We start from the raw sequence: 25,651 nt of genomic DNA on the forward strand, positions 1-25,651 counted from the left end.
AGGAATCACATGAAATGGCCTGATCACGGCGGGCAGCCTCACAAGCTGCGCAGCGATTTACAAATAGAATTTTCGGGTATGCTCGATTTCAGTGCCAACATCAATCCGCTCGGGCCCCCGGGCTGGCTTCTGAAAAAAGCGGAAGAAGCGTTAAAAAACATGTCGGTGTATCCTGATCCGGAATATCCGGAAGCGGTAAGAAGTGTTTCAGAAGCTGAAGGAGTGGAAAACGGCCAGGTGCTTATTACGAATGGAGGAGCGGAAGCTGTTTACCTTGCTGCCCGCCTTGTTTCCGGAGGAACAGCCCTGCTTATAGAACCTTCTTTTAAAGAATACAGCCGGGCCTGCCGCCATTATAATATCCGTATGGAATACATTCCTTACAGGGCGGACTTCACTTTTCCCTACGAAGAAACGAAGGAAAAACTTTCAGAAGTGGACGCCCTGTTTATCTGCCGCCCCCATAATCCGTCCGGCACAGTCATTCCATATGAAATGATCTGCCGGCTGGCGGAAGACACCGCCCGTCACAACGTCCGGCTCTTTATCGACGAGGCGTTTATCGATTTTCTGCCGGCAGAAAAAAAGCTGACAGGACTGATCCAGAAGTATTCCCATATCGTCCTGCTTCGTTCGTTAACAAAAATCTTTTCGGTTCCCGGTCTCCGGTCCGGGTATCTTATCGGAGGAAAAAACGATACAGCTTTTTTGAAAAAAGAGCAGATAGCGTGGAGTGTCAATACAGTCAGTGCTGCGCTTATCCCACCGATGATGCAGGACGAAGACTTTGTCAGCCGCACAGTTTTGTGGCTTCACCAGGAAATAAAGTGGATCGAAAGCAGACTGGATCACGACCGGTGGCATATGAGCAGAACGCATACTAATTTTTACCTTTTATCCGACCGACGGATGGAAGACCAGGAACCGCTCATTCACTTTCTGCTGAAGGAAGGGATTGCTGTAAGACATACATATAATTTTTCCGGAATCGACGGGAAAGCTGTAAGAGCAGCAGTCCGCAGCCGCAGTGAAAACGAAAAGCTGATGAAGGCTTTGGAAAAGTGGGAGGGACGGTAGTGATTACGTTTATTTCAGGCGGGGCACGTTCCGGTAAAAGCAGTATTGCTGAGGCGGATGTTCTTTCCCGGACATCCAATGCGGTCTACATAGCGTCCAGCCGGTATACGGATGAAGAAATGTCCGAAAGAATCCGGCATCACAGACGGACCCGTTCGGACTGTTTTACGACTGTGGAAGCCGGTTTCCGTGTAAAGGAAGCTTTAGCTGGTATGGAAGAAGAAGCAGCCGGTGTTCTGGACTGCCTGACTGTCTGGCTGAGCGAGGCTCTTTTTACGGAAAAACTCGACGAACAAAAAATCATGAAGGAAGCGACAGCGTGGGTTGATATTATTGAAAAACGCAGGCTTTACGTGACGATCGTATCCAATGACGTGAACGAAGCCGGTCTTCCTTCGAATGATAGCGTCTATTTTTACGTGCATATTCTCGAAAAGCTTCACCGATTTTTTATTCAGCACGCAGAAAACGTTATCCAGGTGCGTGCCGGCTTTCCGAAAGTATGGAAAGGGGGCATCGGACAATGAAAAATGCCTTCCATGGATTTATACTAGCCGTACAGTTTTTAACACGGCTTCCGGTTCCGATTGAGGCCCCCTGGAACGCAGTTTCGAGCCGCTGGGCTGTTCGGATGTATCCTCTGACAGGAATACTTATCGGAGTGCTGCCCGCATTATTCGTATGGCTCCAGCTTCCGGTATCCCTCTTCATGCAGTCGGTCATTATAGTGACTTTTTTCGTATGGATGAGCGGAGGGCTTCATCTTGACGGGTGGATGGATACGTTTGATGCGGTCGGTGCGAATGTTTCTTTAGAAAAGAAATGGGCAATCATGAAAGATCCTCACGTAGGCTCCTTCGGCATTCTCGCACTCGTGTTTCTGCTCGGATGGAAAACGCTTCTTATTTATGAACTGCTCAGCTCAGGCGTTTCTCCGTGGTTTTTCCTTCTTATCCCTGCCGCGGCAAGATGGACGGCCGTATATCTTCTGACAGAAGTTCCTGCGGCGAAGCCTCAAGGACTGGCCTGGAGCTGGCAGCAGCATGTAACGAAAAAAGATCTGGGACTGTCTTTACTTCCGGTTCTTCTGCTTCTGCCGGCTGCCGGAACCGCCCTTTTCCTATGGACAGCTGTATTTACGGGGATGTTTGTGATCTTTTACCGCTCGTGGATTCTCAGGCATTTCCATGGCGTCAGCGGCGATCTCGCCGGAGCTTCCATCGAAGGAGGGGAATTATGGGCACTTACCGCTGTCTGGATCTTTATCTCGTTCGTCACGGTATAACTAAAGCAAATATGGAAAAGCGTTACGTCGGGCAGACCGATGTTTCGCTGGCAGCAGACTCCCGTCCCCAGCTTGAGGAGCTGAAAAATGCGTTACAGTCCGTTTCCTTTAACCGTGTTATCAGCAGTGATCTCAGACGCTGCACGGAAACGCTGCATGTAATATGTCCAGGAACGCAGTACGAGGTGGAGACGGCGCTCAGGGAAATGCATTTTGGACTGTGGGAAATGAAAACGTATGAAGACCTTAAACATAAACAGCGTTATAGAAAATGGGTAGAAGATCCTGAAACCGTATTTCCGGAAGAAGGGGAGAAATATCAGGAATTTTCGAAAAGGGTAGAAGCCTGGCTTCGTGAGTTTCTCAGAAATTCTTCCAGTGGGAATTATCTTATCGTTACGCATGGCGGAGTCATCAGGCAGCTTTTAATGCACGTGCAGGCAGTGGCCTGTTTTTGGGAAGCGCCGGCCCCGCACGGTAAAGCAGTCGCAGTAAGACTGGAATACAGAGAGGAGTGCTGGTCATGCACGTCGTTATCGGTGGTGCCTTTGCCGGAAAGTCAGCCTACGTTCAACAAGCGTACCCAAAAGCACAATGGGTGACCCCGGAAGAGTATCCTGATCAAGTAAAAGAAAAAACTATCATTGTTTCCGGCATTTCTTCCTGGCTGCAGGCGGGAGGAACCGAAGAGAAATTCTGGAACTGGTTCAGCCTCATCCGGAAAGATTTGTATCCGGTACTCATTCTTCAGGAGATGGGGCAGGGACTCGTGCCAATGGATGCGGAAGACCGTCGTGTCCGGGATGAAAACGGAAGAATAGCGCAAAGAGCTGTGAAGGAAGCTGTAAAAGCAGAATATGTGTGGCACGGGCTGATAGAATGCTGGAAAAATATTTCGGAAGAAAACACGTATTCATAAGCAGAAGTTCTTTGCGCTTCATGCAGCAGGGATTTCCATGTTAGGATAGTAACTAATGAATCCCTTGAAGGAGGAATAACTATGGCTCAGAAAATGAATGTGGAAAGCTTTAACCTGGATCATACGAAAGTTGACGCTCCCTACATCCGGCTTGCCGGGAAAGTGGAAGGAACAAAAGATACGATTTATAAGTACGATATCCGGATCTGTCAGCCGAATGAGGAGCATATGGACATGCCAGGCCTCCATTCCCTGGAGCATATGATGGCGGAATTCAGCCGAAACCATCATGAACGCGTCGTGGATATCTCCCCGATGGGGTGCCAGACAGGCTTTTATTTAAGCCTGATCAACGATGACGATTATGAAGGTGTCCTTGACCTGGTGGAAAAAACACTCCGTGACGTTCTTGATGCCACGGAAGTTCCAGCCTGCAACGTGGTGCAGTGCGGATGGGCTGCCTCCCATTCACTCGCAGGAGCGAAGGAAATTGCCGCAGCGATGCTCGAAAACCGGTCGGAATGGGAAAAGATTTTTAAAGAAGAATAAATACTTGAGCTTTTTCTGTAGTGACTATCAAAATAATTTTGGAAAGCCGCCCTCTTTTAAAAGGGCGGTTTTTCAGATTATTGAAAAGTGATCTTTATGTATAAATAGTCGGTTCTCTGCTTTCGCAACCGTAGAGGTGTCTGGGGATGGAACCTGCGGCTTTTTTTCTTTAGGTGATGCGGAATAGATTTTCGGTATCCCACAGAGCTTTTCTCCTGTGTCCATTGGAAAAAAGACATATGATATACTTGAAAAAATGTGATGCTTTTGGAGGAGTTTTTGTATGTTGAAAAAAGATTCGCCGATTCCAATATATTATCAATTGGAACAAATAATAAGAGAAAACATCGATTCCGGAAAGTGGGAGGAAGGGGACGTTATCCCTTCTGAACGGCTTCTCGCAGAAGAGTACGAGGTGAGCCGGATGACGATCCGTCAGGCAGTGACGAACCTTGTGCAGGACGGCCTGCTTGAACGGCAGAAAGGAAGGGGAACATTTGTCAGACGCAAAAAACTGGAAATGCCGCTGATGCAGATGACGAGCTTTTCGGAGGAAATGTATCAAAGAGGCATGAGACCTGGAGCGGAAGTCGTTTCCTTTGAAGAAATAGAAATGAATGAACAGGAACAGGAAATTTTTAATGATCGAAGAGGGCGGCGTCTCTGCCGAATACGTCTTGCTGATAATCAGCCTATGGCCTACGAAGTTATGACTGTGCCATCCGGGATGTTTCCCGAGATGCCTGAAGAAGTTCTCAGCAGATCGTTTTACGAGTACGCTGAAAAGGCCGGTATGAAAGTCAGTGGAGCTTCTCAGAGCATGGAAGCTGTTATTGCTGACGAAAAACTGGCAGAGCTTCTGAAAGTTAAGACCGGGGACCCGCTGCTTTTGATCAGGCGGAAAAGTCTGCTCGAAGATGGCCGGTGCTTTGAGATAACGAGCTCTTATTTCCGCGGGGACCGCTATATTTTTATGACTCATCTGAGCCGGTAGCTCAAGCTGATTTTCAAAGAATAACTCCGCAGACCTTGAAAACTCTTTGAAAGATCGTCTGCCGTGTATGAACACTGAAACAAAGCAGGAGAAAAACTGCTTAGAGCTTTTCAAAAGCGGGAAAGGGTAAGAGCAAAGCAAGTTAGCAGAGGAGGCGCCGGGATGACACCAGAGAAAAATACAGCAGCAGGAACTATTATTTACGTTGTTTGGCTCTACGTTACCGGCGGAAGTATTGTAGAGATGGCACTTGGACTTTCTTTTATGGTGCTTTTTCCCATGCTTCTGTACATAGCCGTTCCAAAAAATCCCGATCTTCTTTCTGAAAAATGGCTCGGCCAACTGTCCCGATTCTCTGTTTTTCCCGGAGTTTTCGGTCTGGCAGCTGTTACCGTGGACAGCGTTCTTTTATCTGTGGCCGCAGCCTTCGTGTGGTTTATTTTCACCATGCTGCTCGCGTTCTGTGGTGTATTTCGTACATATAAGCGTGGGCTATATCCAGCAGAAGAAACAATTATTGATACGGGTCTTGTTTTTACAGCCGCCGGAGGTTTCTGGCTTGTTCTTTCGGAAGCAGGCATCCACCGCCTGCTTCCTTATTCTGAACTGACAATAGCACTGACAGCTGTTCATTATCACTACTCTGCTGTGGTAGTTCCTGTACTGACGGGAGCTTTTGGGCGGATGACAGCAGGGTTTGGCAGGGCAGGAGGGATTCCTTTTAGAGTTCTTGCAATTGGAACAGCCGCCGGATCACCGCTGATCGCTCTCGGAGTTATTCAAGGGCCTCCCATGAATATTTTTTATACGCTCACGTATGCAATTTTACTTTCCTGGCTTGGTGTATGGTGGCTGAAACATCTTTCAGTCATGCCGGTTCGTGCCGGTTTTTTTATTGTTATTTCTGCCGGATCCCTTTTTGTGTCGATGGGGGCTACCACGCTTTACGTCATGGGAAGAGTAACGGGAAGCGAAATTGTTACTCCGGAGATGATGTTCAGCTGGCACGGGGGAATTAATGCTCTCGGTTTTTCTTTATTTGGGGTTCTCGGATGGTACCTGCTCAGCCCTCTGCCGAAAAGACAGCGGATAGGGGCAGATACTGTTCCCCCACCGGAAGAATCAATAAATGAGGAGAAAGGAAGATCTTTATGACGCAGCGGATTATTATAGGTATTTCCGGTGCCACCGGACCAATATACGGAATACGTCTTTTGGAGGCACTTCAGCATACTCCGGTGGAAACCCACCTGATCGTAAGCGAGTGGGCAGAAAAAACGATTCAAATAGAGACTGATTATAAACCATCAGACGTGAAGAAGCTGGCAGATTACGTATATCCTTCAGGAAACCAGGCAGCCAGAATTTCCAGCGGTTCTTTTGTAACTGACGCAATGGTTATCGTGCCGTGCAGCATGAAAACACTCAGCTCGGTGGCCCACGGGTTTGCTGATAACTTAATTGCACGGGCAGCAGATGTTATTTTGAAAGAGCGCAGAAAGCTTCTGCTCATTCCGAGAGAAACTCCGCTGCACGAAATTCATCTCGAAAATATGCTCCGGCTGTCCCGGATGGGGGTAACAGTTATGCCGCCGATGCCGGCCTTTTATAACAATCCGGAAACGATCGATGACATGGTAAATCATACAGTTTCCCGTATTCTTGATCAGCTGCATATTGAAAACGACCTGACAAAGCGATGGCTTGAATAAGGAGAAGCAGGATTAGTTTTGAATGACATGTGGAATAGGTCAACTATACTATAAAGTTGTTATTGCGAGGAAATAATTCTCCTGGTAAGAATCAGCAGGGGAGAATATAAGCAGAGAGCATATATGAACATAAGAAAGGATGATGGCGTTATGAGTGTACAGGAAACCCAGGACTTAATAGAGAAAATTATGGAACGGCTGTACGAAGATAAGGAATTTATTACAGAAGAGACAGGAGAGGCCCGTAAGCGCTTTTTTCAGTCGGGAACGGAAATATTAACGACAACAGACAAAATCATCAAAAGCTACATTCGGGTGTCCCGGGATAACAGAGAAATTGAACGAATTCCTGCCTACCGGATCCAGCATAATAATATTGCCGGCTTTTATAAAGGTGGTATCCGGTTCAGTGAAGTGGTGAATGAAGAAGAAGTAGAAAATCTGGCAATACTCATGACCCTGAAAAATGCACTTCATGAGCTGCCTTACGGTGGAGCCAAGGGTGGAGTTGCGATTCATCCGAATCATTATTCCAACCGGGAACTGAATCTTATTGCAAAAAAATACGTTCAGCGATTCGCACCGGACATCGGGCCTACTCATGATATTCCCGCACCTGATATGGGGACAAACGAACAGATAATGGACTGGATGATCGGAGAATTTAAAACGATCAATCCCGGGGAAAACTATCTGGGAGCCTTTACGGGAAAAAGTGTCGTAAACGGTGGAGCAAAAGGACGCAGGGAAGCTACCGGCCGTGGAGTATATCAAAGTTATAAATGGCTGCTTCACAACTGGGCAAAAAATACGAGCAAAGATGCGGTGGCTGAAGGACTTCACCGGAAACAGTGGGAAACGCTCCGCAGCCTGCTTGCAAAGAACGAGCAGGGTGAAGCGATTGACGTCGCAGTCCAGGGTTTTGGTAACGTCGGCGGGGTTGCTGCTGAAATGGCCTACAAGAGTACAGATTTGAAACACCGTATTACGGCAGTAAGTGATCATCAGGTAACTCTCCGCGGTAAGGAAGGACTGGACATTGAAGCGCTTCTCCATTATCAGGAAAAACATGGGGAACTGCCGTCTACAGAACAAAAGCTGGAGAATGCCGGTGTGAAGGCAGAGCTGCTCGACCGGGATGCTATCATAACAGAAGAAGTGGACGTCCTTATTTTAGTGGCTGTCGAAGATCAGATTGTGGACGAAAACAAAGAAAAAGTGTCCGCGAAAGTGTTTGTGGAAGGAGCAAATGCCCCTATATCCACGAAAGCAGACCGTTATCTTCATGACCAGGGCAGAGTGGTAATCCCAGACGTTCTGGCCAACGCAGGCGGTGTTATGGTTTCCTACATCGAGTGGAAACAGGATCGTGTGACCTATTTATACACAGAAGACGAAGTACTTGAAGATATGCTGAATCATATGAGCCGCAGCTGCGAGAAGGTTTTTGATTCCTACTTTAAAGAAGGTCTCTCAGGTATTAGAAACACATGCTACGTGCATGCATTGAAAAAGCTTTTCACGCTTCTGTACCGCCACGGAAAACTATTTTAAAGTACGTTCTTCAGGGCATTTAAGCGGTATAAGAAGCGTCTCCTCCGGCTGTTGATAAAGTATATTTCCATGTATAGATAGACACTGCCCTGCTTTCGCCTTTCGGGACGCTTTCCGGGCGGGCCGGGCTCAGCTAATTCCTTCCATCCATAGGTTGGAAGGAATGGATCTTCGCCTCGTCCTTGATCGCCCAGGAGTCGTCCCTGCGGCTGTTGCAGGGAAATCAAAAAAGGTTTCTGCTATGAAAAATATCTCTTTTAAAGCCATTTTCTTCGATAAAGGGATGGTTTTCCCTCCGAAACGGCGGAGGCACAGCGCAGTCAGACCACGGCACAGGCTAAACAGCTGAAGACCAGCCACATGGCAGGTAAGAGAAGGAGCTTATGCAACGATTGGAATAACTATTCTGCACTGACAATTTAATCAACAAAAAGAAGCGACTCCTCCAGCTTTTCCGGAGGAGTCGCTTCTTTTTTCTGCTGTATTTCCGTACAGATATTAAAATACATTTACTGATTATGAGGGGAGGCGGGGTCCGGGGCAAGGAGTTCAATCTTGTTTCCGTCAGGATCGCGGAGCCAGCACTGAGTGTTTTTACCAATTCCTCTTTTAGGCTCTGTGTCTAGATCAACTCCTCTTGATTTCAGCTGTTCCGCTGTTTTTTCCACATCATCAACAAGCAGACAGAGGTGGTGGGGACCGGCCTCATCCGGACTGCGGCCGGAAGACGGCGTCCCACCGTGGAACAGTTCAATGTACTGACGGGGGGCGGCTTTAACGTATTCGATCCACGGTTCTCCATTGTCTTTCTGCACATTAAAAGCGTGTTCCAGTCCGAGTACGTTACAGTAAAAATGCAGGGAGGCTTCCATATCTTCAACTATAAAAGCTGTATGGGCAATTCCTTTGATCATTTTTATTCCTCCTTCATTTATTCATGATGATAATTATACGTTTTCCGGAACGGTGCTTCAAATACCTCCGGCGAAGAATTATCCCGGGATGGTTTTTAAACTTTTCTATCCGGGTAAAAGATTAAATGTACAGGAAGTAATAGAGAGGGTGACTAAAGTGTCCAAGCTTAAAAGGCTTATTGTTGTCGGACAGCTTATTGTTGTAGGGTGGAGGCTGATTCAGCGCCTTCGGAAATAACGTAGATGTCCCTGAACACTGGGGCTGCAAGCATAACGTATAACTAATTTATTAAAGGAGTGTCGTGTTTCTATGAGTAAAATTGCATGCGTAATGACGGATATGTTTGAAGATGTGGAATTTACTTCCCCGAAAGAAGCATTCGAAAAAGAAGGACATGAACTGACGGTTATCAGTGATGAAAAAGGAAAAGAGTCGACCGGTAAACAAGGGGAGGAAAAAGTTACTGCAGACCTTGGTGTCGATGACGCAAAGCCCGAAGATTATGATGCCCTGTTTATTCCAGGCGGGTTTTCTCCAGACCTTCTCCGGGGAAATGAAAAATTTGTGGAGTTTTCCAAACATTTTATTCTTCACGATAAGCCCGTTTTTGCGATCTGTCACGGACCGCAGCTCCTGATCACTGCAGATGTCCTGCATGGCCGTAATATCACAGGGTTCAAATCGATACTTCAGGATCTTCGTCATGCCGGCGCTAACGTATTTGATGAAGAAGTGGTTGTTTGCGGCAGTCTTGTTACGAGCCGGACACCAAATGATCTGGAAGCATTCAACCGTGAAAGCCTGGCTCAGCTGAAATAAGAGATCTGGCAGGCTGTATATTATTTTCACAGCTTCCGAAAAAAATGAAAATTCATCAGGACCCCATCAGAAAGCTTGTCTGGTGGGGCCTGTTTTTTTATTTAGCTATGCTAAAGCATTCGCTGACGGTTGAAGAAACACTTCGTTTCCAACCGGCAGGCTTGCCGTGGAGGAGATTCTCAGCTTCCTCGGGCTGCGCCCTGCGGGATCTTCCAATCTCCGCGGCAAGAGAAGAAAAAAGAGCTGCAGGCAACCTTAAATAATAACACGGAGCTTCAACAGAGCCTTTTATTTAAGCTATGTTAAAGCATTCGCTGACGGCTGGAGCAAAACTTCGCTTCCAACCGGCCTGCCTTGGTTGAGATTTTCGGTTAGGCTGCGCCCAGCGGTATGTTCATCGCATAGCTGCTTTCAAGGCAGCCTATTTAACACATCTGTGATCTACATATGCCAGATCACCTGATTATATTTTCAGCCAGTAACCAGCTGGTATACTGAAATATGGAGCAGCGAAAGAAAATTACTTAAAAATACAGAGGGGGCAGACGGATGCTGAAAGCAGATAAAATGTGGACAAACGCTTATGTTTTACCTATGACAGGCGAAAACGGGGGGCTTTTCGAAGGTGGTGCTGTAGCTGTAAAAGGTAATAAAATTATAAAAGTAGGAAAAACAGCAGATGTAAAAAACGAGGTAGCAGCAGAAGAAGAAATTGATGCTTCGGGAATGCTTTTAATGCCGGGTCTGATTGACGCTCACATTCACTCGGGTCTTGCCATTGTCAGAGGGGTGGCTCAGGATATGGACCACTGGATGCAGAAAGGACTCTGGCCATGGATGAAGCATATGACAGTCGAAGATCGGAAGGCGGGGTCGGTAATGAATATTATGGAAGGAATCCGGGCAGGAACGACAACGTTCAACGATTACGACAGCCACATGGGAGAACTTTTAAAAAGTTATGCAAAAACAGGTGTACGTGTGATGGCTTCGGAAATGATTAATGAACTCCCCGATGATATTGGTGATCTGCCCGTCGAAGAAGTCTATCCGTTCGATTCTGTGATCGGGGAGAAAAAGCTTCAGGCGGCAGTTGATCTTTACCACGACTGGCATCAGGCGGAAGAAGGAAGAATCCGGGTGATGTTCGGTCCGCAGGGAGCTGATATGATGAGCCTGGAGCTTCTGAAGCAGGTACAGAAGGAAGCGGAACGTTTCGACACAAAAATTCATATGCATGTCTGCCAGGGGGACCGGGAAGTATACCAGATGGAAAAACGAACGGGGATGCGTCCGATAAAATTTTTAGAGAAACATGGCTTGTTAAATAATCGGCTCCTTGCTGTGCATTTGACAGAAGCTGACCACGAAGAGACGATTCAGGCGGCGGAAAGTGGAGCAGGTATGATAAACTGCTCCGGAAGTATCGGGATTATTGATGGGATTGTTCCTCCCGTTGAATTGTTTACGAGCGCAGGTGGAACGGCAGCTCTAGGTTCTGATCAGGCTCCGGGAAACAATGGAAACAATATGTTCAATGAGATGAAATTTGCAGCCATATTAAATAAAGTAAAAGCGAAGGATCCGAAAGTATTTCCAGCCTTAAAAGTACTGCGGATGGCTACGACAGACGCTGCAGCAGTGCTTGGTATGGAATCGGACATCGGATCGCTGGAAGAAGGTAAAAAAGCAGATATGATTGTTCTGGATACCCGGAAGCAGACACTGAGTCCCGTACTGCTTCATCCGTTGGAAAACGTAACCGCAAACCTGGTATATGCTGCACGCGGAGAGGAAGTTCAGGATGTCATTGTGGACGGCAGATTTATTATGAAAAACAGAAAGCTGCTGTTTATTGATGAAGAAGAGGCCATGGCAGAAGCACAGAATCGTGCAGAAAAACTTGCAGAAAAAATCACATTTTCCAAAGAGGGTTGAGTTATTCCAGATTCTCCCTTAAAATGAGAAAGGCTTTATCATTCAGTTTTTTTAAGAGAGTGAGCCGCAGGTCTCCGTATCAATTTAAAGCATTAAAAGAGAAATGGATGCAGTTAAAACTGCCCCATGAAAACGAAAATATCTAACGCTGTGTAACAAAGGCGGGGACACCGAGAGGATCAGCGCCGTTCGAGAATCCATTTTGGCGGAGGGTTTCCTGCCAGGATTAGTCGAGAACAAGCCCTCGGATAAGCCCCGCCGAGAGTGCAGCAGCGTTATGCCCATCTGATAAACGAGCTGTTTTCAGGGCAGCCTCAGAAAAGAGCTTAGGAGCTTAGTTCATAAAAGAAAGTTGGAAGGATTGTGTGGGAAACGCTGAACGTTATTGGGACGATTGCTTTTGCTATGAGCGGTGTCAATGTGGCACTGGAAGAAAGATACGATTTAATGGGGGTCTACATTCTTGGATTTATAACCGCTTTTGGCGGAGGAGCCGTAAGAAATCTGCTTATTGGAGTTCCGGTATCTGAGCTGTGGGATCAGGGAGCGCTTTTCACCGTCGCTTTTCTCGTCATGACTCTCGCCTTTGTCTTCCCGACGATGGTAAGGTGGACACTTCTGCGGCGCGGAATTTTCTTTGATTCCATCGGACTTGGTGCTTTTTCCGTCCAGGGAGCACTTTATGCCTACTCCATGGGGCATCCGCTCAGTGCCTGTATTGCGGCAGCGGCTTTGACAGGAACCGGAGGAGGGATGATCCGGGATATCCTTGCAGGAAGAAAACCGATGTTTCTTCAAAAAGAAATATACATTGCGTGGACGTTGATTCCGGGGGTCGTAGTAGGGCTTGGATGGCTTACCGGTCCGCTGGAGCTTCTGCTTGTCGTGACAGCCGTTGTAGTGCTCCGTCTATGCTCTGTCTATTACGAGTGGTCCCTGCCGAGCCGGCTTCCGGACCGCGCCATATAGCACAAAAAAGAGGTTCTGCACAGCTGCAGAACCTCTTTTGCGTATTTACAGCGCCATACCGTCCGGAGCGTCCGGCACAACAACAATAACTTTTCCTTCGTCGAGCTTTTCTTCGAGTTCATTAGCCATGTCTTTGGAGAATCCAAGCTCTTCAAACTTGGCACGGAGCTCGTCACCTTTTTTACGGAAAACGTTTTTCGCTGCTGTACCGAAGTTCATGTCAGCAGTACCTACCGTGTTGGCGTCTGCATTATCAGCTACTCGTTTCGTACGTTCCTCATCGTGTGTCAGGATATAAACGTTATCCTCTGATACACCTTTTTCTTTAATCTCTGTTACAGCATCTACTACTTCCTGATCGTTTTGAAATTCTTTGTACAATGGATGCATTATCATTCATTCCTCCAGTTAAGGTATTTGATAATTGGTGCTTCAGTCTTTTATGACTGCTTCACTATTGTAATTACCATTTACTTTCCCAGATAAAACTTCAAAAAGTAAAAAGGGGAAAATATACCTACGGAAGGGTATCAATCAATTTTTCTGCTGCCCGTCTGTACAAATTACTCTGATGGACGAAGGTGAGAATCAGCAGTACCTGCTGCACATACGGATCGTTGATTTTTTCTGAAAATTCTTCCTCAAGCGCAGCGGCTTGTTCCTTCATGCGCTGTTTCACTTCTTCAGTATTTGAGAGTGCAGATTTCAAGTAGTCTTCGTACAGTGATCTGACAGCGTGAGGATCCTGAAATTCTGTAATTTCCGCCTGGGAAAGGGTTTTCTGTATGTCTTTAAGGGAAAGAGCCCCTTTCATTTCATAAATCAGGCTGATTACCATAACGTGCGCTTTCGTGTAGCGTTTATTCCGGCTCGGCGACAGCAGGCCGCCTTTAGCGTAGTTATTAATCATCGTCTTTGTCATAATTTTTTCTTTTTCTTCACGTTTTAAATCGTTAAAGGTCATTTCAAAAAGCTGAATGACCTGATCCATATATAATTCAATTTCCGGAAGCTGTTCAATCTGTACATGTTTATCGATCGTCATATCTTCAATTAAATCTTTTAAGGCCATATCAATCTCCTCCCATTCCAAGTATAACCGGTTTTCCAAACGTAAGTAAGGAGGAACTGGCATATGTTTTATTAATATGTTAATATGTAGTTATCGAAACTACGTTATAAAGTTCATAAGGAGGGGTTATGAGTACACATACATTCACTAAAGAAGAAGAAGTAGTCAATGCAGCTACTCATGGAGTCGGAATTGTTATAAGTATCGTAACGCTGGTAATGCTGACTGTGCATGCTTCAGTTGCTGGAAGCACTGTTCATATGGTTAGTTTTTCGCTCTTCGGAGTTTCTATGCTGCTTTTATATACATCGTCAACTCTGCTTCACGCACTGCCGTCCGGCAAAATAAAAGACATATTTGAGATTATGGATCACGCTTCCATCTACTTTTTTATTGCCGGAACGTATACACCGTTTTTATTTATTGCAGTACAGGGATGGCTTGGATGGACACTTTTCGGAGTCGTATGGGGATTTGCCATTATCGGAACAGTACTGAAGTGTTTCTTCGTAAAAAAATATATGTTTATTTCCACCATCGGGTATATCATTCTCGGCTGGCAGATGGTTTTCGCATGGAGTGCAATTACCGAAGTTCTTTCACCTCATGGACTGACATTTTTGATTGCAGGAGGACTATTCTATACGATCGGCGCTGTGTTTTACATGTGGCGTGGATTTAAGTATCATCACGCCGTCTGGCATATTTTCGTGCTGGCGGGTACAGTCTCTCATATTATTTCTGTCTTCACGCTGTTAAACATATAGCAGGGGAAGCTTTCTGAAGCCAGGCCGGATAACAGCCGTGTGAAAAATTAAATTGAATTTTAAAAGCAACAGACGTTGTTATGAGCCTCTATTTACACGTTTCGCCTGCTTTGATTGCAGGAGAGCCTGTCTGCGGAAAAACTCCGCTGACAGGCTCTATTTGTTGAAAACGTGATTTTTTATAAAAGGAAATGCTTTCAGATGACCGAACTTGCAACAGCTGAAGATAAGCCCACGGCAGGCTCTGTTGCATAATGCTGGATATTTCAAATGTTTTTATTGAACGTTCAGCCGTTTTATTTTTCTTTCTTTAAGCATAGCGTTAATTTCGCCCCCGATAAGAAGAATGAGGGAGGTGAGGTGAAACCAGACCATCAGACCGATGACGGTTCCAATCGTCCCGTACGTAGCGGTGAAATCCGCAAAACGGCTGACGTAGGAAGAAAAGAGAAAAGATATGAGCTGCCATCCGGCCGTTGCGGTCAGCGCTCCAATATAGACTTCCCGGAATCGAAGCTTCATACTCGGTCCTATCCAGTACAGCATCAGGAAGACGGCAAAGATAATAACGGAGCTGAAAAGCCAGCGGAGCAGATCAACGTTAAATACGACCACATCAAGCTGCAGCCAGTCCCGGATGTGTACACCGACTACCTGCAGAACCAGTGCCAGAATCACGACAAAAAACATCGCAATCGTCAGGCCGATGGCAATCAGCCTCTCAATGATCAGTCCGCGTGCCTCGGTGACATTGTAGGCCAGATTCAATGAGCTGAGTATGGCATTAAGTGCCAGAGAAGCCGTCCATAGAGTAAATAATGCCCCGAACGAAAGCAGCCCTACCTGGCCGTCTGCCGTAATTACATTCCACTGGTCTTCAATAACCTGGAGCGCTCCGGGAGGGACGTACGTATCCTGGAGCAGCATGAACACATCGGCGAAGGTGAACGGAAGAAACGACAGAAGACTTACGATAAAAAGCATAAAGGGGAAAATAGACAACAGAAGAAAATAAGCGCACTGCGCTCCAAGGTTAATCAACTCATGATCCCGGAACCGTCTCCCGAATTCTTTTAGCATCTCCTGCCTCCTGTCTGACTTTTAAATATCTTTAAATGCTTTTTTGATTCGGTTGAGACCTTCTTTCACCGTATCCCTCGGGCAGGCCGCATTCATGCGCATAAAGCCGCTCCCGCCCTCACCGAAGCTTACCCCCGGATTCATGGCGATTTTTCCTGTTTCAAGAAGTCGTTTGTTTATTTCAGCATCGGTCAGGCCGGTTTCGCGGAAATCCAGCCAGAGAAGATATGTCGACTCCGGCTGCCGGAGTTTAATTTGAGGAACTTCTGCCTGAAGGAAAGAGTCCACAAGTTTTATGTTGTCCTCCAGGTACTCAAGCAGCTCTTCAAGCCACGCTTCTCCTTTGGAATAAGCCGCTTCCATTGCGAGTATGCCGAAAGTATTCAGTGTAAAAAAACCATTCTTTTTATCTATCTTTTCCATAGCTTTACGGTATTCACTGTTTTCTGTTATGGCAGCGGAAGCCTGCAGGCCGGCAAGATTGAAAGTTTTGCTAGGAGCGATCAGTGTAATCGTCCGGTTGGAAATTTCCGTTGAAAGAGAAGCGATAGGGATTTGTCTGTTCGGTTTATACACAAGGTCTCCGTGTATTTCATCGGAAACGATAATGACGTCGTGTTTCACGCACAGATTGCCGATCCGGCGCAGCTCTTCTTCTGTCCAGACCCGACCTACAGGGTTATGGGGATGACAGAGCAGCATCATTTTTACTCCACTGGATAAAGCTTTTTCAAGTTCGGTGAAATCGATGGAATAAAAACCGTTTTCTTCTTTCAGCGGAGCATTAACGAGTTCGCGGTCATTGTCTTTTACCATGGAAAAGAAGGGAGGATAGACAGGGGATTGTACAAGTACTTTGTCACCCGGTTCCGTAAGAGCCTGAACAGCTTTCCCGATGGAAGGAACAACCCCGTGACTGAACTGGATCCACTCCTGATCAATTTTCCAGTGCTGCCGCCGCAGGAGCCATTCCTGTATTTGTATTTTTACATGGTCGTCGATATACGTATAACCATAAATCCCGTGTTCCACCCGCTCGCGGACAGCTTCTGTAACAGCTTCGGGAGGATGAAAATCCATGTCTGCGACCCACATAGGGAGGACAGGTGTTTCAGTTTTGAACACTTCTTTTGTCCTGTCCCATTTGACAGAGTATGTATCTTTTCGATTAATATATTCCTGGAAAAAATTCAAAATAAACGCCACCTTCACAATAAAATCTGTAGACGCCTCCTATTATACAGAAACAAGGGAAGACTTGCGCAGTTCAAGCTTTTCTATGATAAACTGAATGTTGCCTGCAGAATGAAAGAAATAACTGGGGAAAAGAGGAATGACAGTGCAGTGGCTTATTGAATTTATAAAACTCGTCGGTATATTATTTATAATGCTTCTTGCCTACAGTATTATCAACGTGCTGATTCTGGAAGCGGCAGGAGGCTTTGAAGTTTTTGGAGAATCAGGTCTGATGACAGTATTTTTTCTCCTGCAGACAGGTGGAATCCTCGCTTTGGTTACCGTGTATTACCGTAACAAAATGCTTCTTAATCCGAAGCTGAAACTTCCTGATCAGGAGCCTCTTTCACGAAAGTGGACAAGAATACTTCTGTTTACCGGGGCAGGGGCTGTAGCAGCTTCTTACGCCGTACTGATTGGGGCGATGGTCACCAGTTAGACAATTATTGGAAACAAAAAAGAGCCCTCTCATAAGGGACTCAACCATACTTTCAAGTTCCCGCTTCCCTGAAATAAAAAGCACTATGCTCGCTTTGAATCGTTGGAACGGAACGGTGAAAGTTTCATATCCGTGTTGGATAACGGAAGTTGCTCAACGCATCATCTTCTGCTTCAAAACGTGGTGGATAGGGCATCACGTTCTGGTGGCACGGACGTTTATGGCTGAGCCTCTTATGAAGGGCTCTACTTATCTATACCCGATGACGGGTAAATTAAACCGCTTTCAAGAAGGGGGTTTTACTTATTCCAGGGGGTTTGAAGCAGCCTGGAAACTAAGAAAAGCTGTAATAAAAAAGACTGTGACGCCTTTTGTCGGCATCACAGTCTTTTTTTGACGATCAGTCTGCTGATTCGATCTGCCAGGAGCCGTTTCGGCGCTGGTCACCGCCGCCGTACATTCCTGTTACGTTACCATTGTCATCGAGAACAATCCCGAGTCCCTGGATACCTCCATAGAACAGATCGGAATCATTTCCTACAACAGAGTACCCCATGTTTCGCAGATCCTCTACAGTTTCGTCCGGGAAGTCCGTATCTTCCACGTACGTCACGTCGTTTTCGTTATAAAAACGAGGGTGTTGAATAGCTTCCTGAAGAGACAGAGGTTCTCCATCGTCAGTCAGGCCGTGCTGGTAACGCATGGCTGTCTGGAACAGCATTGCCGGAATGCGTCGTCCACCCGGTGAACCGAGACCAAGTACAGGTTTACCCTGTTCCTCAAAAATCATCGGAGAAACGAATGTACGCGGACGTTTACCCGGCTCATAGCGGTTCATGTCCGTATCGCTGTCGCTGAAGTTTGTCATCTGGTTGTTCATGAAAATCCCATCCACGTGGATACCAGATCCGTAAAACTCCCCGAGAGAATGAGTGGCAGAAACCATGCGTCCTTCTGTATCCGTAACAACGAAATGAGTTGTATGCCGGCTGTCTGCTTCTTCTGCCGGTGTATTGAAAAGTTCTTCATCCGCGCCCGTGATCGTTTCAGTGTCGACTCTTGTGAGCATTGTTTCCAGAGCGTCCGCTCCCGTCAGCCGCTGGTGGTCAATGTTATCAAACCCGGGGTCACCAAGCGTATCGAGACGATAGGAATAGGCCGAGCGTGTTATTTCATTTATAAGATGCATGTAGGCTGCTTCGTTTTCCGGCTCATTCACGAGCGCTTCCATCGAAGCTTCGCCTTCTGTTATTTGCTCAAGGTCCGGGCTGTTGGCAATTGCGTCTGCCATCTGCAGTGCCTGAACAACAACTGCACCGGAGGAAGGGGAAGGACCGCCGTGAACGATCTGGTCGCCAATTTCGGCACTGACCGGATCACGAACATCCGACTCATATGCTGCAAAGTCTTCCATCGTAAAATCAGTCTGTGACGTAATGGATTCTGCAACCGAACCGGTGTAGAACGTGTCCGCTCCTTCTTCCTGAATCGCACGGAGCGTTTCAGCCAGTTCCGGCTGTTCGAGCGTTTCATTTACTTCCAGCGTCTGGCCATCCGGGAAAAAGCGCTCCTGGTTTTCACCGCTCAGCTCAAGACGGCGTACAGCGTTACCTGTCTGGCGGTTGAAAATATTACCTACCTGGAAACCTTCCTCCGCTGTTTGTACAGCGTCTTCCATCAAGTCTTCCCAAGGCAGCGACGCATAGTCGGTGTGAATATGTTCCATCCCTTTAACCAGACCCGGTACAGCTGCTCCACGGGCCGGCCATGAACCGCTCGTAGGGGCCGACTCGCGGTAATCGTAGCTTGCAATACCGTCTTCCGGATCGTGAACGAGCATAACACCGCCGCCGCCGATACCGGAACCGTAAGGCTCCACAACGTTAAGCATAAAGGAAACTGCGATGGCTGCGTCCACCGCGTTGCCGCCGTTTTCCATCACTTCCATACCTACATCGGCTGCAAGAGGATGGATCGCACTCACGCCGTAAACATCGACAGACGCTTCGCCGGTTTCATTATTACCCCCAGCTGCAGGATCCACATCGACAGAGTCTACCTGCCTGTCCTGAAAGTCCGCTCCGGAGTACGGCTCACGAAACGGATCGAATTCGTCTACAAAGTAGACATTCCAGGCAAGAAGACCGACAAAAATAATAGAAGCGGAGATATATGTCCACCTTAAATAAGGTTTGTAATTCATGTTGTGTCACCTACTCCTTCTAAAATACCGGCTGCGTCAAGGTCTATTTTCAGACGTCCGTCTTCTACAGTCCAGTAGTCATTATCAAGATCTTTTCGGAGCGTCTGGAAAATTCGGAAGTCTCTGTAAGGTTTCAGAATGCCGGATGTTTCTCTCGGCATCGTATCAAGAACAGCCATCGGGACGAACGACACTTCTTTGGAACCGTCATCGAGAAAATCAAGCTGGGCCATCGTGGATTCCTTCGTCCGGCTCCAGCCCTGGTCAAATACAAAGTTCCCAAGGCTGTTAATCACAAGAGCGCGGTGTCCATCGCGGCCTTCCCGCACTGTGATTGGCTCCAGTACGTGGGAGTGGTGACCGATAATAATATCAGCCCCGTAGTTGGTCATATACTGGGCAAGTTCTTCCTGGCGGTCACTGTAGCCTACCTGGTATTCTTCCCCCCAGTGTGTCTGGACCATGACAACATCGACGCCAAGGCCTCCATCTTCAACAGGCGCTTTCGCATCAAGCAGGCGCTGCCTAAGTTCCGGCAGGTGAACGTCACTTGTGAACACTCCGCCTACGTAATCAGAGGCACTGAAGCCCTGAACGAAGACATCCGTAAAGCCGATAATACCGAAGCGGAGGCCGTCTTCGTTTTCAAACGTGTGTACGCGGGAAGCATCTAGTGCTTCTCTCTCCGAACCGTCGAAGTTTTCGACCGGATCCGGTATCTCCGGGGCTTCTTCAGATCCTTCCGGTAAGAGTGCTCTCCGATCCGGATAGGGATCAATCCCAAGAGCGTCTCCGATACCGAGAAGCTCAAGGTTTGTTTCGGCTCCGTACTCCAGCGTCTGCTGCAAAGAAAGGTCGCCGTAGTCAAGCGCGTGGTTATTAGCTGCGGAAATAGAATCAAAGCCGGCCCGCTCTATAGCACCGAGCGAATCCGGATGGGCATAAAAGTGGATTCCCTTGTTATGAAGTTCGGCATCGTCGATCTGTTCTTCTATTTCCGGAATATCATCATTAATGACCGGTGACTCAAAGTTACCTGTCGTATGATCGGACTCCTCGAAGTAAGGGGTGACATAGTCGAACACGCGGTCGATTGGTTCGCCGCTCTGTTCTGCCGCTTCCCGAACGTGCCGGCCCGTCATTATGTCCCCGACCATGGATATGCGGTACTCCACATTATCCGGGCGGGTTTCTTCCGGTTCTTCACCCGGCGTGAACATGCTGTGTGCAAAAAAAGGAATCGCCAGCACACCGAGAACAATTAATGAATCACGCAGAGCTGTTTTTTTATGTTTGATCTGCATGAGCTTCATGCGTTCTTGAAACGTGAATTCTCGCTCCATAGTTTAGTTTCACCTGCTTTTAGAATAAATGATAGACAGTAATAATAACGAACGTGGCAAAGGCGATAATGAAAGTGGATGAGAAAGTAGGGAGGATGCCCTGCTTCTGGATCGAGTTAGCGATTAATCCGGGCACGATAACACCGATCCCTCTCAGCTCGAATATCTCAAACCCTACCAGAGGATAAGAAAAATCCGTAGCCATCTTCAGGAGTATACCGACGGCCAGCATGGCGCCGAATTTCCTCCGTCCATAAAGCACCGTGAGACGTCCAATCACCTGTGTAACAATCAAATAAGTCAGTATACTAATGGCAGCAACGACGACAAGATACATAATCTGGTCGAATACGAGCGCAAGATATCCCGGCACTACAAGGCCGGCCGGTACAATACCGGTTTTTTCTGCATAAAGCAGTGACAATAAAACCCCAATAACAATCGCAATGTATAAATCAGTACCAAACAAGCTCAGCCAGCTCCTTTTTTAAAATGTTTAATTCTGCTCTTAATTCCAATTCAATGAAAAACCTATGTAAGGTGAGCAGGCTGTTCCAGGTAGAAGGAACAGCCTGTAGTTGCCTTTTTAATTCTGCTCGGCGAGAAGCCGGGCCCGGCTAGCTGAAATGGATTTCTCAGCTTTTTTCTTTTCTTTTTCAGGAAACTTCCGGCGGCGCTTTTCATCGAGCTCTTCGATCGCATCCGCAATTTCCTGTCCACCTCCGTGAATATTTCCTATTCCGTAAAGCAGTGTCTGCTCTGGGAGGTCTTTAATAGTCCGGATAATTTTATCCGTGCTTTCCTTTTCCAGGTTGATCAGTCTGGAAGCGGGAAGCTCTCCCCGCTCATGGGCCTGAACAATCGGGCTTACGCTTTTTCCGACAAGAATAAGTGTATCCATTTCAAGGTTTGGAAGTACTTCTTCCGCGAACTGGATCGTGCGGTCCACCCGGTCATCACGGCAGTTCATAATAACGGCTTTATGCTGGGAAGGGTAGTTGGAACTAAGCACCTTATTCCAGATATTCATCGTCGATGTGGCATCGTTGGCAGCAAACCCATTAAAGAAGTAGCTGGGTTCTTCTGCTTCGCCAAACGTATGAATCCTCATCGCTCCCGGATCGACTGGGGCATTCAGCATACCTCGGAGAGCCGTTTCCCGGTCAATATCGAGAATGTCTGCCACGGCCAGGCCGATCGCGGCGTTCTCAGCAAACATCATGTAAGGAAACTGCTGCAGATATTCTTCTTCGATGCCTTCTGTGGAAAAAAAGACAACTTCTGAATTTTTAGATGCTGCAACCCGCCGGAAAAACCGGGAATATTTTGTTTCGGGCATGACGACGTAGCCGTTTCTTGGAATCGTACGGGAAAAAGCTTCCGCGATCTGATCAAGCGTAGGTCCCATAACGTCCAGGTGGTCTTCGATGATATTTGTAATAACCGTAATATGAGGTTTTACAAAATTCTCTTCGAACACCCTCTGATACTCAGGGTTTACAGCCATACATTCTGCCGTGAATGTTTCAACATTCCGTCGGGCCACCTGATTGTTGATAATTTTCTGCTCGGAAATATTAGCCCCCTGCAGACTCCGCATGATCGGCTCTTCTTCTTCCTGATCCGAGTAGAAAAGGCGCGGCGACGTACCTGTCGTTTTCCCGGCAGCCCGGTGGCCGGCTTCCGTCGTGATTCCCATGATCAGGCGGGTTACTGTCGATTTCCCGCGGACACCATTTACAAGTATCCGGTTCGGAATCCGGTCGATGTGGCGGTCCATTTTACGACGTTCCTTGAATCCTACGTAAAAAACCGCCACCGCAAACAGGCTTAAATAAAATAATTCGTGCATATTCAGTTACCTCCCGTTGTATCTTTCAGCTGACGATGGCTCTGCCGGACAAAAATCTGCTCTATATAAATCCCTCTTGTTTTCCAATATGGATAGTTTTACACCGAATAACATTATATCAGAAACGGGGGTGGAAAGTAAGAAGAGTTTTGTCTTTTACACATGGAGCCGGAGCGGGCATTTCAATTATACATTCTTCCTGCTAAACTGAAACCAGTTTATTATTAAGAACCTTAAAAAAATAACAAAAAACTGAAAGGACATCAACAGCTTATATGAAAAACATATTAATTTTAACCGCTGTGGAAAAAGAAAGAAAAGCTGTCCAGGATGGAATTGGAACAGATCCGTCCTGGCAGACAGCTCTGTGCGGATTTGGGCCGGTGGAAGCGGCAGTAAGGACGGCTGTACTTCTCGGAACAAACAAACCGGATATCGTTATTAATGCGGGAGTAGCAGGAGGGTTTGCCGGAAGAAGTTCTATAGGCGATACAGTTCTCGGCTCCGAAAGTATTCTTGCGGATCTCGGGGCAGAGTCGCCGGATGGATTTATCAACGCAGAGGATCTCGGTTTCGGTAAAAATACGTGGCACACAAACATAGCTGAATCGGTCCTGCCGGCTTTTCCTGCCGAAACAACCCACGTTGGCCAGATTCTGACGGTTTCTACGGCTACCGGTACCGACAGCGGCGAACGGAACCTTCGTATAAGATATCCGGAAGCCTTCGCAGAAGCGATGGAGGGAGCAGGAGTCGCCTCTGCCGCCGACGCCGCGGGTATTCCTTATCTCGAACTGCGGACGATATCCAACAAAGTCGGTCCGCGTGATCTGGGAGGATGGGAGCTTTCAAGAGCACTTACCGCCCTGACAGATTCGCTACGTCTATTAAAGGAGGCATTAAAATGAAAATAGCATTTTCTCCCTGTCCGAATGACACGTTTATTTTTCACGGGCTTGTCCATGACAGCGTGCCGGGGGCAGAAAAAGTCGAAGTTACCTATGCGGATATTGATAAAACAAATACGTGGGCTGCAGAGCAGACGGGCCCGGAAGTAATGAAAATTTCCTACGCGGCTTTTCCCTATGCCGCAGAAAATTATCAGCTGATCCAGTGCGGAGGGGCACTGGGAAGAGGATGCGGCCCGCTCGTGCTGACAAAAGAAGCAAAGCAGCCAGACGATTTAAAAGGTAAAACAGTCGCTGTCCCAAGTGAACGATCCACGGCTTATATGCTTTTCCGTCTCTGGCAGGCCCAGAAGCTTCCGGAGGAAAAAGCAGAAATTATCGTTCTGCCGTTTGATGAAATTATGCCGGCAGTACAGAGCGGAAGCGTAGATGCCGGACTGGTCATTCACGAGGCGCGCTTCACGTACAAAAACTACGGCCTGTCAATGCTTGTGGACCTTGGAGAATGGTGGGAGGAAGATACGGGAGCGCCGATCCCTCTCGGAGCAATTATTGCCCGTAAAGGAGTGGACAGCGAAAAACTGGCTGCATCCATCAGAACTTCTCTGCATCAGGCCTGGGAGACCCCCGATAATACGATGGACTACGTGATGGAGCATGCTCAGGAAATGTCGCGGGAAGTTGCTCAGTCCCACATTGATCTCTATGTCAATGAATATTCCATGGCTCTTGGCAGCCAGGGGAGATATGCGGTGGAGACTCTTTTACGCCGTGCAGCAGAAGAAGGGCTTGTGCCCGAAGTGGAATGGGAAAAAGTCTGGAATACCGGCAATTCTCCTGAAAAGGTTCAGAAGCAGTAAATTCTGATTTTTTTTCTGAATAGTGGTTTAATTAACCTCCGGATAGGGAAACGGAAGGTTAAAGACATTATTCAAGGAGGAATTGTTTATGAACGATCTGCAGAAAGAGGAACTCACAAAAATTCTTCACGAATGTATGGAAGCCTGTAACCACTGCTATGACGCGTGTCTTCAAGAAGAAGACGTGAACATGATGGCTAACTGTATCCGCCTCGACCGGGAATGCGCAGACATCTGCGGCTTTACGGAACAGGCGCTGCAAAGGGATACGCCGTTTTTAGAAGAACTGCTTAAAGTCTGCGAAACGGTGTGTAAAGCATGTGCAGACGAATGCCGTCAGCACAGCCACGACCACTGCAGACACTGTGCAGAGATGTGTGACCGGTGCGCAGAAGCATGCCGTAGCTATCAGGGCATGTAATAAACGGGCAGCAACATAATCCTTTAAAAGAAACACTGTTCCGAATATAAAGAGGTAACACTTCAGTTCTAAAAAAGAGGCTGATGCTCCAGGAGATTGGAGCATCAGCCTCTTTTCAGCTTGTTTATCTTTCTAATACTGTCAATCAGCTCCCGCTCTTATCAGGAGAGGGGGGAGTAACAGAACCTTACTTTTTTCCTTCCGATGCCCAATCCGGCTTCCACCGGCTGAGAATAAGGAGAGCAATGGCAGCTCCGGCCCCGCTGCTTATAAGAAAGCCGGGAACAAAGGCAAGTACAGCTGCCGGCTGGCCTAGAAAAAAGGTCACGATCGGTACGGCAAGCAGCGAACCGAGCACAGCTGTACCAATAATTTCACCAATGGCAGCCATCCAGGTTTTTTGTTTCCAGCGGTAAAACAGCCCTGCAAGCAGAGCGCCGATCATACCGCCGGGGAAGGCGAGTATCGTTCCCAGCCCCATCAGATTCCGGAGAAGACCGATAACAAAAGCAATCATCACGGCGGGCCCGGGGCCTAGAAGTACTGCCGCCATGACGTTGACAGCATGCTGCACAGGGTAGGCCCGGGCGACACCGGTCGGAAACCAGATGAAAGCAGCACCTACAATTCCAACAGCCGTAAACATCGCCATAATCGTCAGTTTTTTCGTGTTATTCATAGGCTACCTCCCGATAATTTTAGTTGTCACTTATTGTAACTTAAGCAGCACATAAAAAAA

31 protein-coding genes are annotated in these 25,651 nt (G+C 47.3%); 21 read left to right on the forward strand and 10 right to left on the reverse strand.

The window, feature by feature from the left end:
* Positions 1-9: 9 nt before the first annotated feature.
* The 10 genes from C6Y45_RS03415 to C6Y45_RS03460 all read left to right on the forward strand — a co-directional run bounded on the left by C6Y45_RS03415 (position 10) and on the right by C6Y45_RS03460 (position 8,090).
* A complete protein-coding gene (locus C6Y45_RS03415; protein WP_160058106.1) occupies positions 10-1,077 on the forward strand; it encodes a pyridoxal phosphate-dependent aminotransferase in 1,068 nt (355 codons plus the stop codon).
* A complete protein-coding gene (locus C6Y45_RS03420) occupies positions 1,077-1,604 on the forward strand; it encodes a bifunctional adenosylcobinamide kinase/adenosylcobinamide-phosphate guanylyltransferase (RefSeq protein WP_160058108.1) in 528 nt (175 codons plus the stop codon). Before C6Y45_RS03415 ends, C6Y45_RS03420 begins: the two co-directional genes overlap by 1 nt.
* Positions 1,601-2,362, forward strand: coding sequence for an adenosylcobinamide-GDP ribazoletransferase (cobS, locus tag C6Y45_RS03425; protein WP_107583620.1), 762 nt, complete (start codon positions 1,601-1,603; stop codon positions 2,360-2,362). The genes C6Y45_RS03420 and cobS overlap by 4 nt, the downstream gene beginning before the upstream one ends.
* Positions 2,314-2,964, forward strand: coding sequence for an alpha-ribazole phosphatase (gene cobC / locus C6Y45_RS03430; RefSeq protein WP_107583621.1), 651 nt, complete (start codon positions 2,314-2,316; stop codon positions 2,962-2,964). Before cobS ends, cobC begins: the two co-directional genes overlap by 49 nt.
* Positions 2,886-3,281: a P-loop NTPase family protein gene (locus tag C6Y45_RS03435; protein WP_107583622.1), complete on the forward strand. Its 396-nt coding sequence runs from the start codon at positions 2,886-2,888 to the stop codon at positions 3,279-3,281. Before cobC ends, C6Y45_RS03435 begins: the two co-directional genes overlap by 79 nt.
* Positions 3,282-3,362: 81 nt before the next feature.
* Positions 3,363-3,830 (forward strand): S-ribosylhomocysteine lyase, encoded by a 468-nt coding sequence (locus C6Y45_RS03440; protein WP_174703866.1) that lies wholly within the window; start codon positions 3,363-3,365, stop codon positions 3,828-3,830.
* A 283-nt stretch (positions 3,831-4,113) separates the two neighbouring features.
* Positions 4,114-4,824 (forward strand): GntR family transcriptional regulator, encoded by a 711-nt coding sequence (locus C6Y45_RS03445; protein ID WP_107583624.1) that lies wholly within the window; start codon positions 4,114-4,116, stop codon positions 4,822-4,824.
* Positions 4,825-4,986: 162 nt separating this feature from the next.
* Positions 4,987-5,979: a YndJ family transporter gene (locus C6Y45_RS03450; RefSeq protein ID WP_107583625.1), complete on the forward strand. Its 993-nt coding sequence runs from the start codon at positions 4,987-4,989 to the stop codon at positions 5,977-5,979.
* Positions 5,976-6,536: a UbiX family flavin prenyltransferase gene (locus C6Y45_RS03455; protein ID WP_107583626.1), complete on the forward strand. Its 561-nt coding sequence runs from the start codon at positions 5,976-5,978 to the stop codon at positions 6,534-6,536. Before C6Y45_RS03450 ends, C6Y45_RS03455 begins: the two co-directional genes overlap by 4 nt.
* Positions 6,537-6,686: 150 nt before the next feature.
* The gene (locus C6Y45_RS03460) at positions 6,687-8,090 is read left to right on the forward strand and encodes a Glu/Leu/Phe/Val family dehydrogenase (protein ID WP_107583627.1); all 1,404 of its coding nucleotides are present in this window, start codon (positions 6,687-6,689) and stop codon (positions 8,088-8,090) included.
* A 509-nt stretch (positions 8,091-8,599) separates the two neighbouring features.
* Here the strand turns inward: C6Y45_RS03460 and C6Y45_RS03470 are convergent.
* Complete coding sequence (locus tag C6Y45_RS03470; RefSeq protein ID WP_107583629.1) at positions 8,600-9,004, reverse strand: VOC family protein; 405 nt, start codon at positions 9,002-9,004, stop codon at positions 8,600-8,602.
* 88 nt (positions 9,005-9,092) lie between these two features.
* Here C6Y45_RS03470 and C6Y45_RS17315 point away from each other — a divergent pair, with 88 nt between their 5' ends.
* From C6Y45_RS17315 to C6Y45_RS03490, 5 genes are all read left to right on the forward strand, one after another.
* Positions 9,093-9,242: a hypothetical protein gene (locus tag C6Y45_RS17315; protein WP_160058110.1), complete on the forward strand. Its 150-nt coding sequence runs from the start codon at positions 9,093-9,095 to the stop codon at positions 9,240-9,242.
* Between the two features lie 72 nt (positions 9,243-9,314).
* Positions 9,315-9,824, forward strand: coding sequence for a type 1 glutamine amidotransferase domain-containing protein (locus tag C6Y45_RS03475; RefSeq protein ID WP_107583630.1), 510 nt, complete (start codon positions 9,315-9,317; stop codon positions 9,822-9,824).
* 44 nt (positions 9,825-9,868) lie between these two features.
* Positions 9,869-10,087 (forward strand): hypothetical protein, encoded by a 219-nt coding sequence (locus C6Y45_RS17320; protein ID WP_107583631.1) that lies wholly within the window; start codon positions 9,869-9,871, stop codon positions 10,085-10,087.
* Between the two features lie 286 nt (positions 10,088-10,373).
* A complete protein-coding gene (locus tag C6Y45_RS03485; RefSeq protein ID WP_245922523.1) occupies positions 10,374-11,762 on the forward strand; it encodes an amidohydrolase family protein in 1,389 nt (462 codons plus the stop codon).
* A gap of 360 nt (positions 11,763-12,122) precedes the next feature.
* Positions 12,123-12,731, forward strand: coding sequence for a trimeric intracellular cation channel family protein (locus C6Y45_RS03490; protein ID WP_107583632.1), 609 nt, complete (start codon positions 12,123-12,125; stop codon positions 12,729-12,731).
* A gap of 45 nt (positions 12,732-12,776) precedes the next feature.
* Here C6Y45_RS03490 and C6Y45_RS03495 read toward each other — a convergent pair whose 3' ends face one another.
* Both C6Y45_RS03495 and C6Y45_RS03500 read right to left on the reverse strand, forming a co-directional pair.
* Complete coding sequence (locus C6Y45_RS03495; protein WP_342752415.1) at positions 12,777-13,127, reverse strand: YflT domain-containing protein; 351 nt, start codon at positions 13,125-13,127, stop codon at positions 12,777-12,779.
* A gap of 121 nt (positions 13,128-13,248) precedes the next feature.
* Complete coding sequence (locus C6Y45_RS03500) at positions 13,249-13,803, reverse strand: DUF1836 domain-containing protein (protein WP_160058112.1); 555 nt, start codon at positions 13,801-13,803, stop codon at positions 13,249-13,251.
* Between the two features lie 128 nt (positions 13,804-13,931).
* Between C6Y45_RS03500 and trhA the strand changes: the two genes are divergently transcribed.
* Complete coding sequence (gene trhA, locus C6Y45_RS03505; RefSeq protein ID WP_107583634.1) at positions 13,932-14,570, forward strand: PAQR family membrane homeostasis protein TrhA; 639 nt, start codon at positions 13,932-13,934, stop codon at positions 14,568-14,570.
* A gap of 276 nt (positions 14,571-14,846) precedes the next feature.
* Here the strand turns inward: trhA and C6Y45_RS03510 are convergent, their stop codons facing one another.
* Both C6Y45_RS03510 and C6Y45_RS03515 read right to left on the reverse strand, forming a co-directional pair.
* The gene (locus C6Y45_RS03510) at positions 14,847-15,650 is read right to left on the reverse strand and encodes a YihY/virulence factor BrkB family protein (RefSeq protein WP_107583635.1); all 804 of its coding nucleotides are present in this window, start codon (positions 15,648-15,650) and stop codon (positions 14,847-14,849) included.
* Positions 15,651-15,671: 21 nt separating this feature from the next.
* Positions 15,672-16,844 carry a MalY/PatB family protein gene (locus C6Y45_RS03515; RefSeq protein ID WP_218017793.1) on the reverse strand — a complete coding sequence of 391 codons (1,173 nt, stop codon included), beginning with the start codon at positions 16,842-16,844 and terminating at the stop codon, positions 15,672-15,674.
* Between the two features lie 139 nt (positions 16,845-16,983).
* Here C6Y45_RS03515 and C6Y45_RS03520 point away from each other — a divergent pair, with 139 nt between their 5' ends.
* Positions 16,984-17,325 (forward strand): hypothetical protein, encoded by a 342-nt coding sequence (locus tag C6Y45_RS03520; protein WP_107583636.1) that lies wholly within the window; start codon positions 16,984-16,986, stop codon positions 17,323-17,325.
* Positions 17,303-17,722, forward strand: a complete 420-nt coding sequence (locus C6Y45_RS17325) for a hypothetical protein (RefSeq protein WP_160058114.1) — start codon at positions 17,303-17,305, stop codon at positions 17,720-17,722. The genes C6Y45_RS03520 and C6Y45_RS17325 overlap by 23 nt, the downstream gene beginning before the upstream one ends.
* A 3-nt stretch (positions 17,723-17,725) precedes the next feature.
* Here C6Y45_RS17325 and C6Y45_RS03525 read toward each other — a convergent pair whose 3' ends face one another.
* The 4 genes from C6Y45_RS03525 to pgsB form a co-directional block, all read right to left on the reverse strand.
* Positions 17,726-19,528 (reverse strand): gamma-glutamyltransferase family protein, encoded by a 1,803-nt coding sequence (locus tag C6Y45_RS03525; protein WP_107583637.1) that lies wholly within the window; start codon positions 19,526-19,528, stop codon positions 17,726-17,728.
* Positions 19,525-20,871, reverse strand: coding sequence for a CapA family protein (locus C6Y45_RS03530; RefSeq protein ID WP_107583638.1), 1,347 nt, complete (start codon positions 20,869-20,871; stop codon positions 19,525-19,527). The genes C6Y45_RS03525 and C6Y45_RS03530 overlap by 4 nt, the downstream gene beginning before the upstream one ends.
* A 19-nt stretch (positions 20,872-20,890) precedes the next feature.
* Positions 20,891-21,340, reverse strand: a complete 450-nt coding sequence (gene pgsC / locus C6Y45_RS03535; RefSeq protein ID WP_107583639.1) for a poly-gamma-glutamate biosynthesis protein PgsC — start codon at positions 21,338-21,340, stop codon at positions 20,891-20,893.
* A gap of 117 nt (positions 21,341-21,457) precedes the next feature.
* Positions 21,458-22,723, reverse strand: coding sequence for a poly-gamma-glutamate synthase PgsB (pgsB, locus tag C6Y45_RS03540; RefSeq protein ID WP_107583640.1), 1,266 nt, complete (start codon positions 22,721-22,723; stop codon positions 21,458-21,460).
* A 275-nt stretch (positions 22,724-22,998) separates the two neighbouring features.
* Between pgsB and C6Y45_RS03545 the strand changes: the two genes are divergently transcribed.
* The 3 genes from C6Y45_RS03545 (at position 22,999) to C6Y45_RS03555 (ending at position 24,912) form a co-directional block, all read left to right on the forward strand.
* A complete protein-coding gene (locus C6Y45_RS03545) occupies positions 22,999-23,631 on the forward strand; it encodes a futalosine hydrolase (RefSeq protein WP_107583641.1) in 633 nt (210 codons plus the stop codon).
* Positions 23,628-24,491 carry a 1,4-dihydroxy-6-naphtoate synthase gene (locus C6Y45_RS03550; protein WP_107583642.1) on the forward strand — a complete coding sequence of 288 codons (864 nt, stop codon included), beginning with the start codon at positions 23,628-23,630 and terminating at the stop codon, positions 24,489-24,491. The genes C6Y45_RS03545 and C6Y45_RS03550 overlap by 4 nt, the downstream gene beginning before the upstream one ends.
* Before the next feature lie 88 nt (positions 24,492-24,579).
* Complete coding sequence (locus tag C6Y45_RS03555) at positions 24,580-24,912, forward strand: four-helix bundle copper-binding protein (RefSeq protein ID WP_107583643.1); 333 nt, start codon at positions 24,580-24,582, stop codon at positions 24,910-24,912.
* 187 nt (positions 24,913-25,099) lie between these two features.
* On the opposite strand, the gene thiW is transcribed toward C6Y45_RS03555, so the two are convergent.
* A complete protein-coding gene (gene thiW, locus C6Y45_RS03560) occupies positions 25,100-25,591 on the reverse strand; it encodes an energy coupling factor transporter S component ThiW (protein ID WP_107583644.1) in 492 nt (163 codons plus the stop codon).
* Positions 25,592-25,651: the final 60 nt, after the last annotated feature.

The organism is Alkalicoccus saliphilus (genome assembly GCF_003044065.1).
In the GTDB taxonomy this organism is placed as follows: domain Bacteria; phylum Bacillota; class Bacilli; order Bacillales; family Salisediminibacteriaceae; genus Alkalicoccus; species Alkalicoccus saliphilus.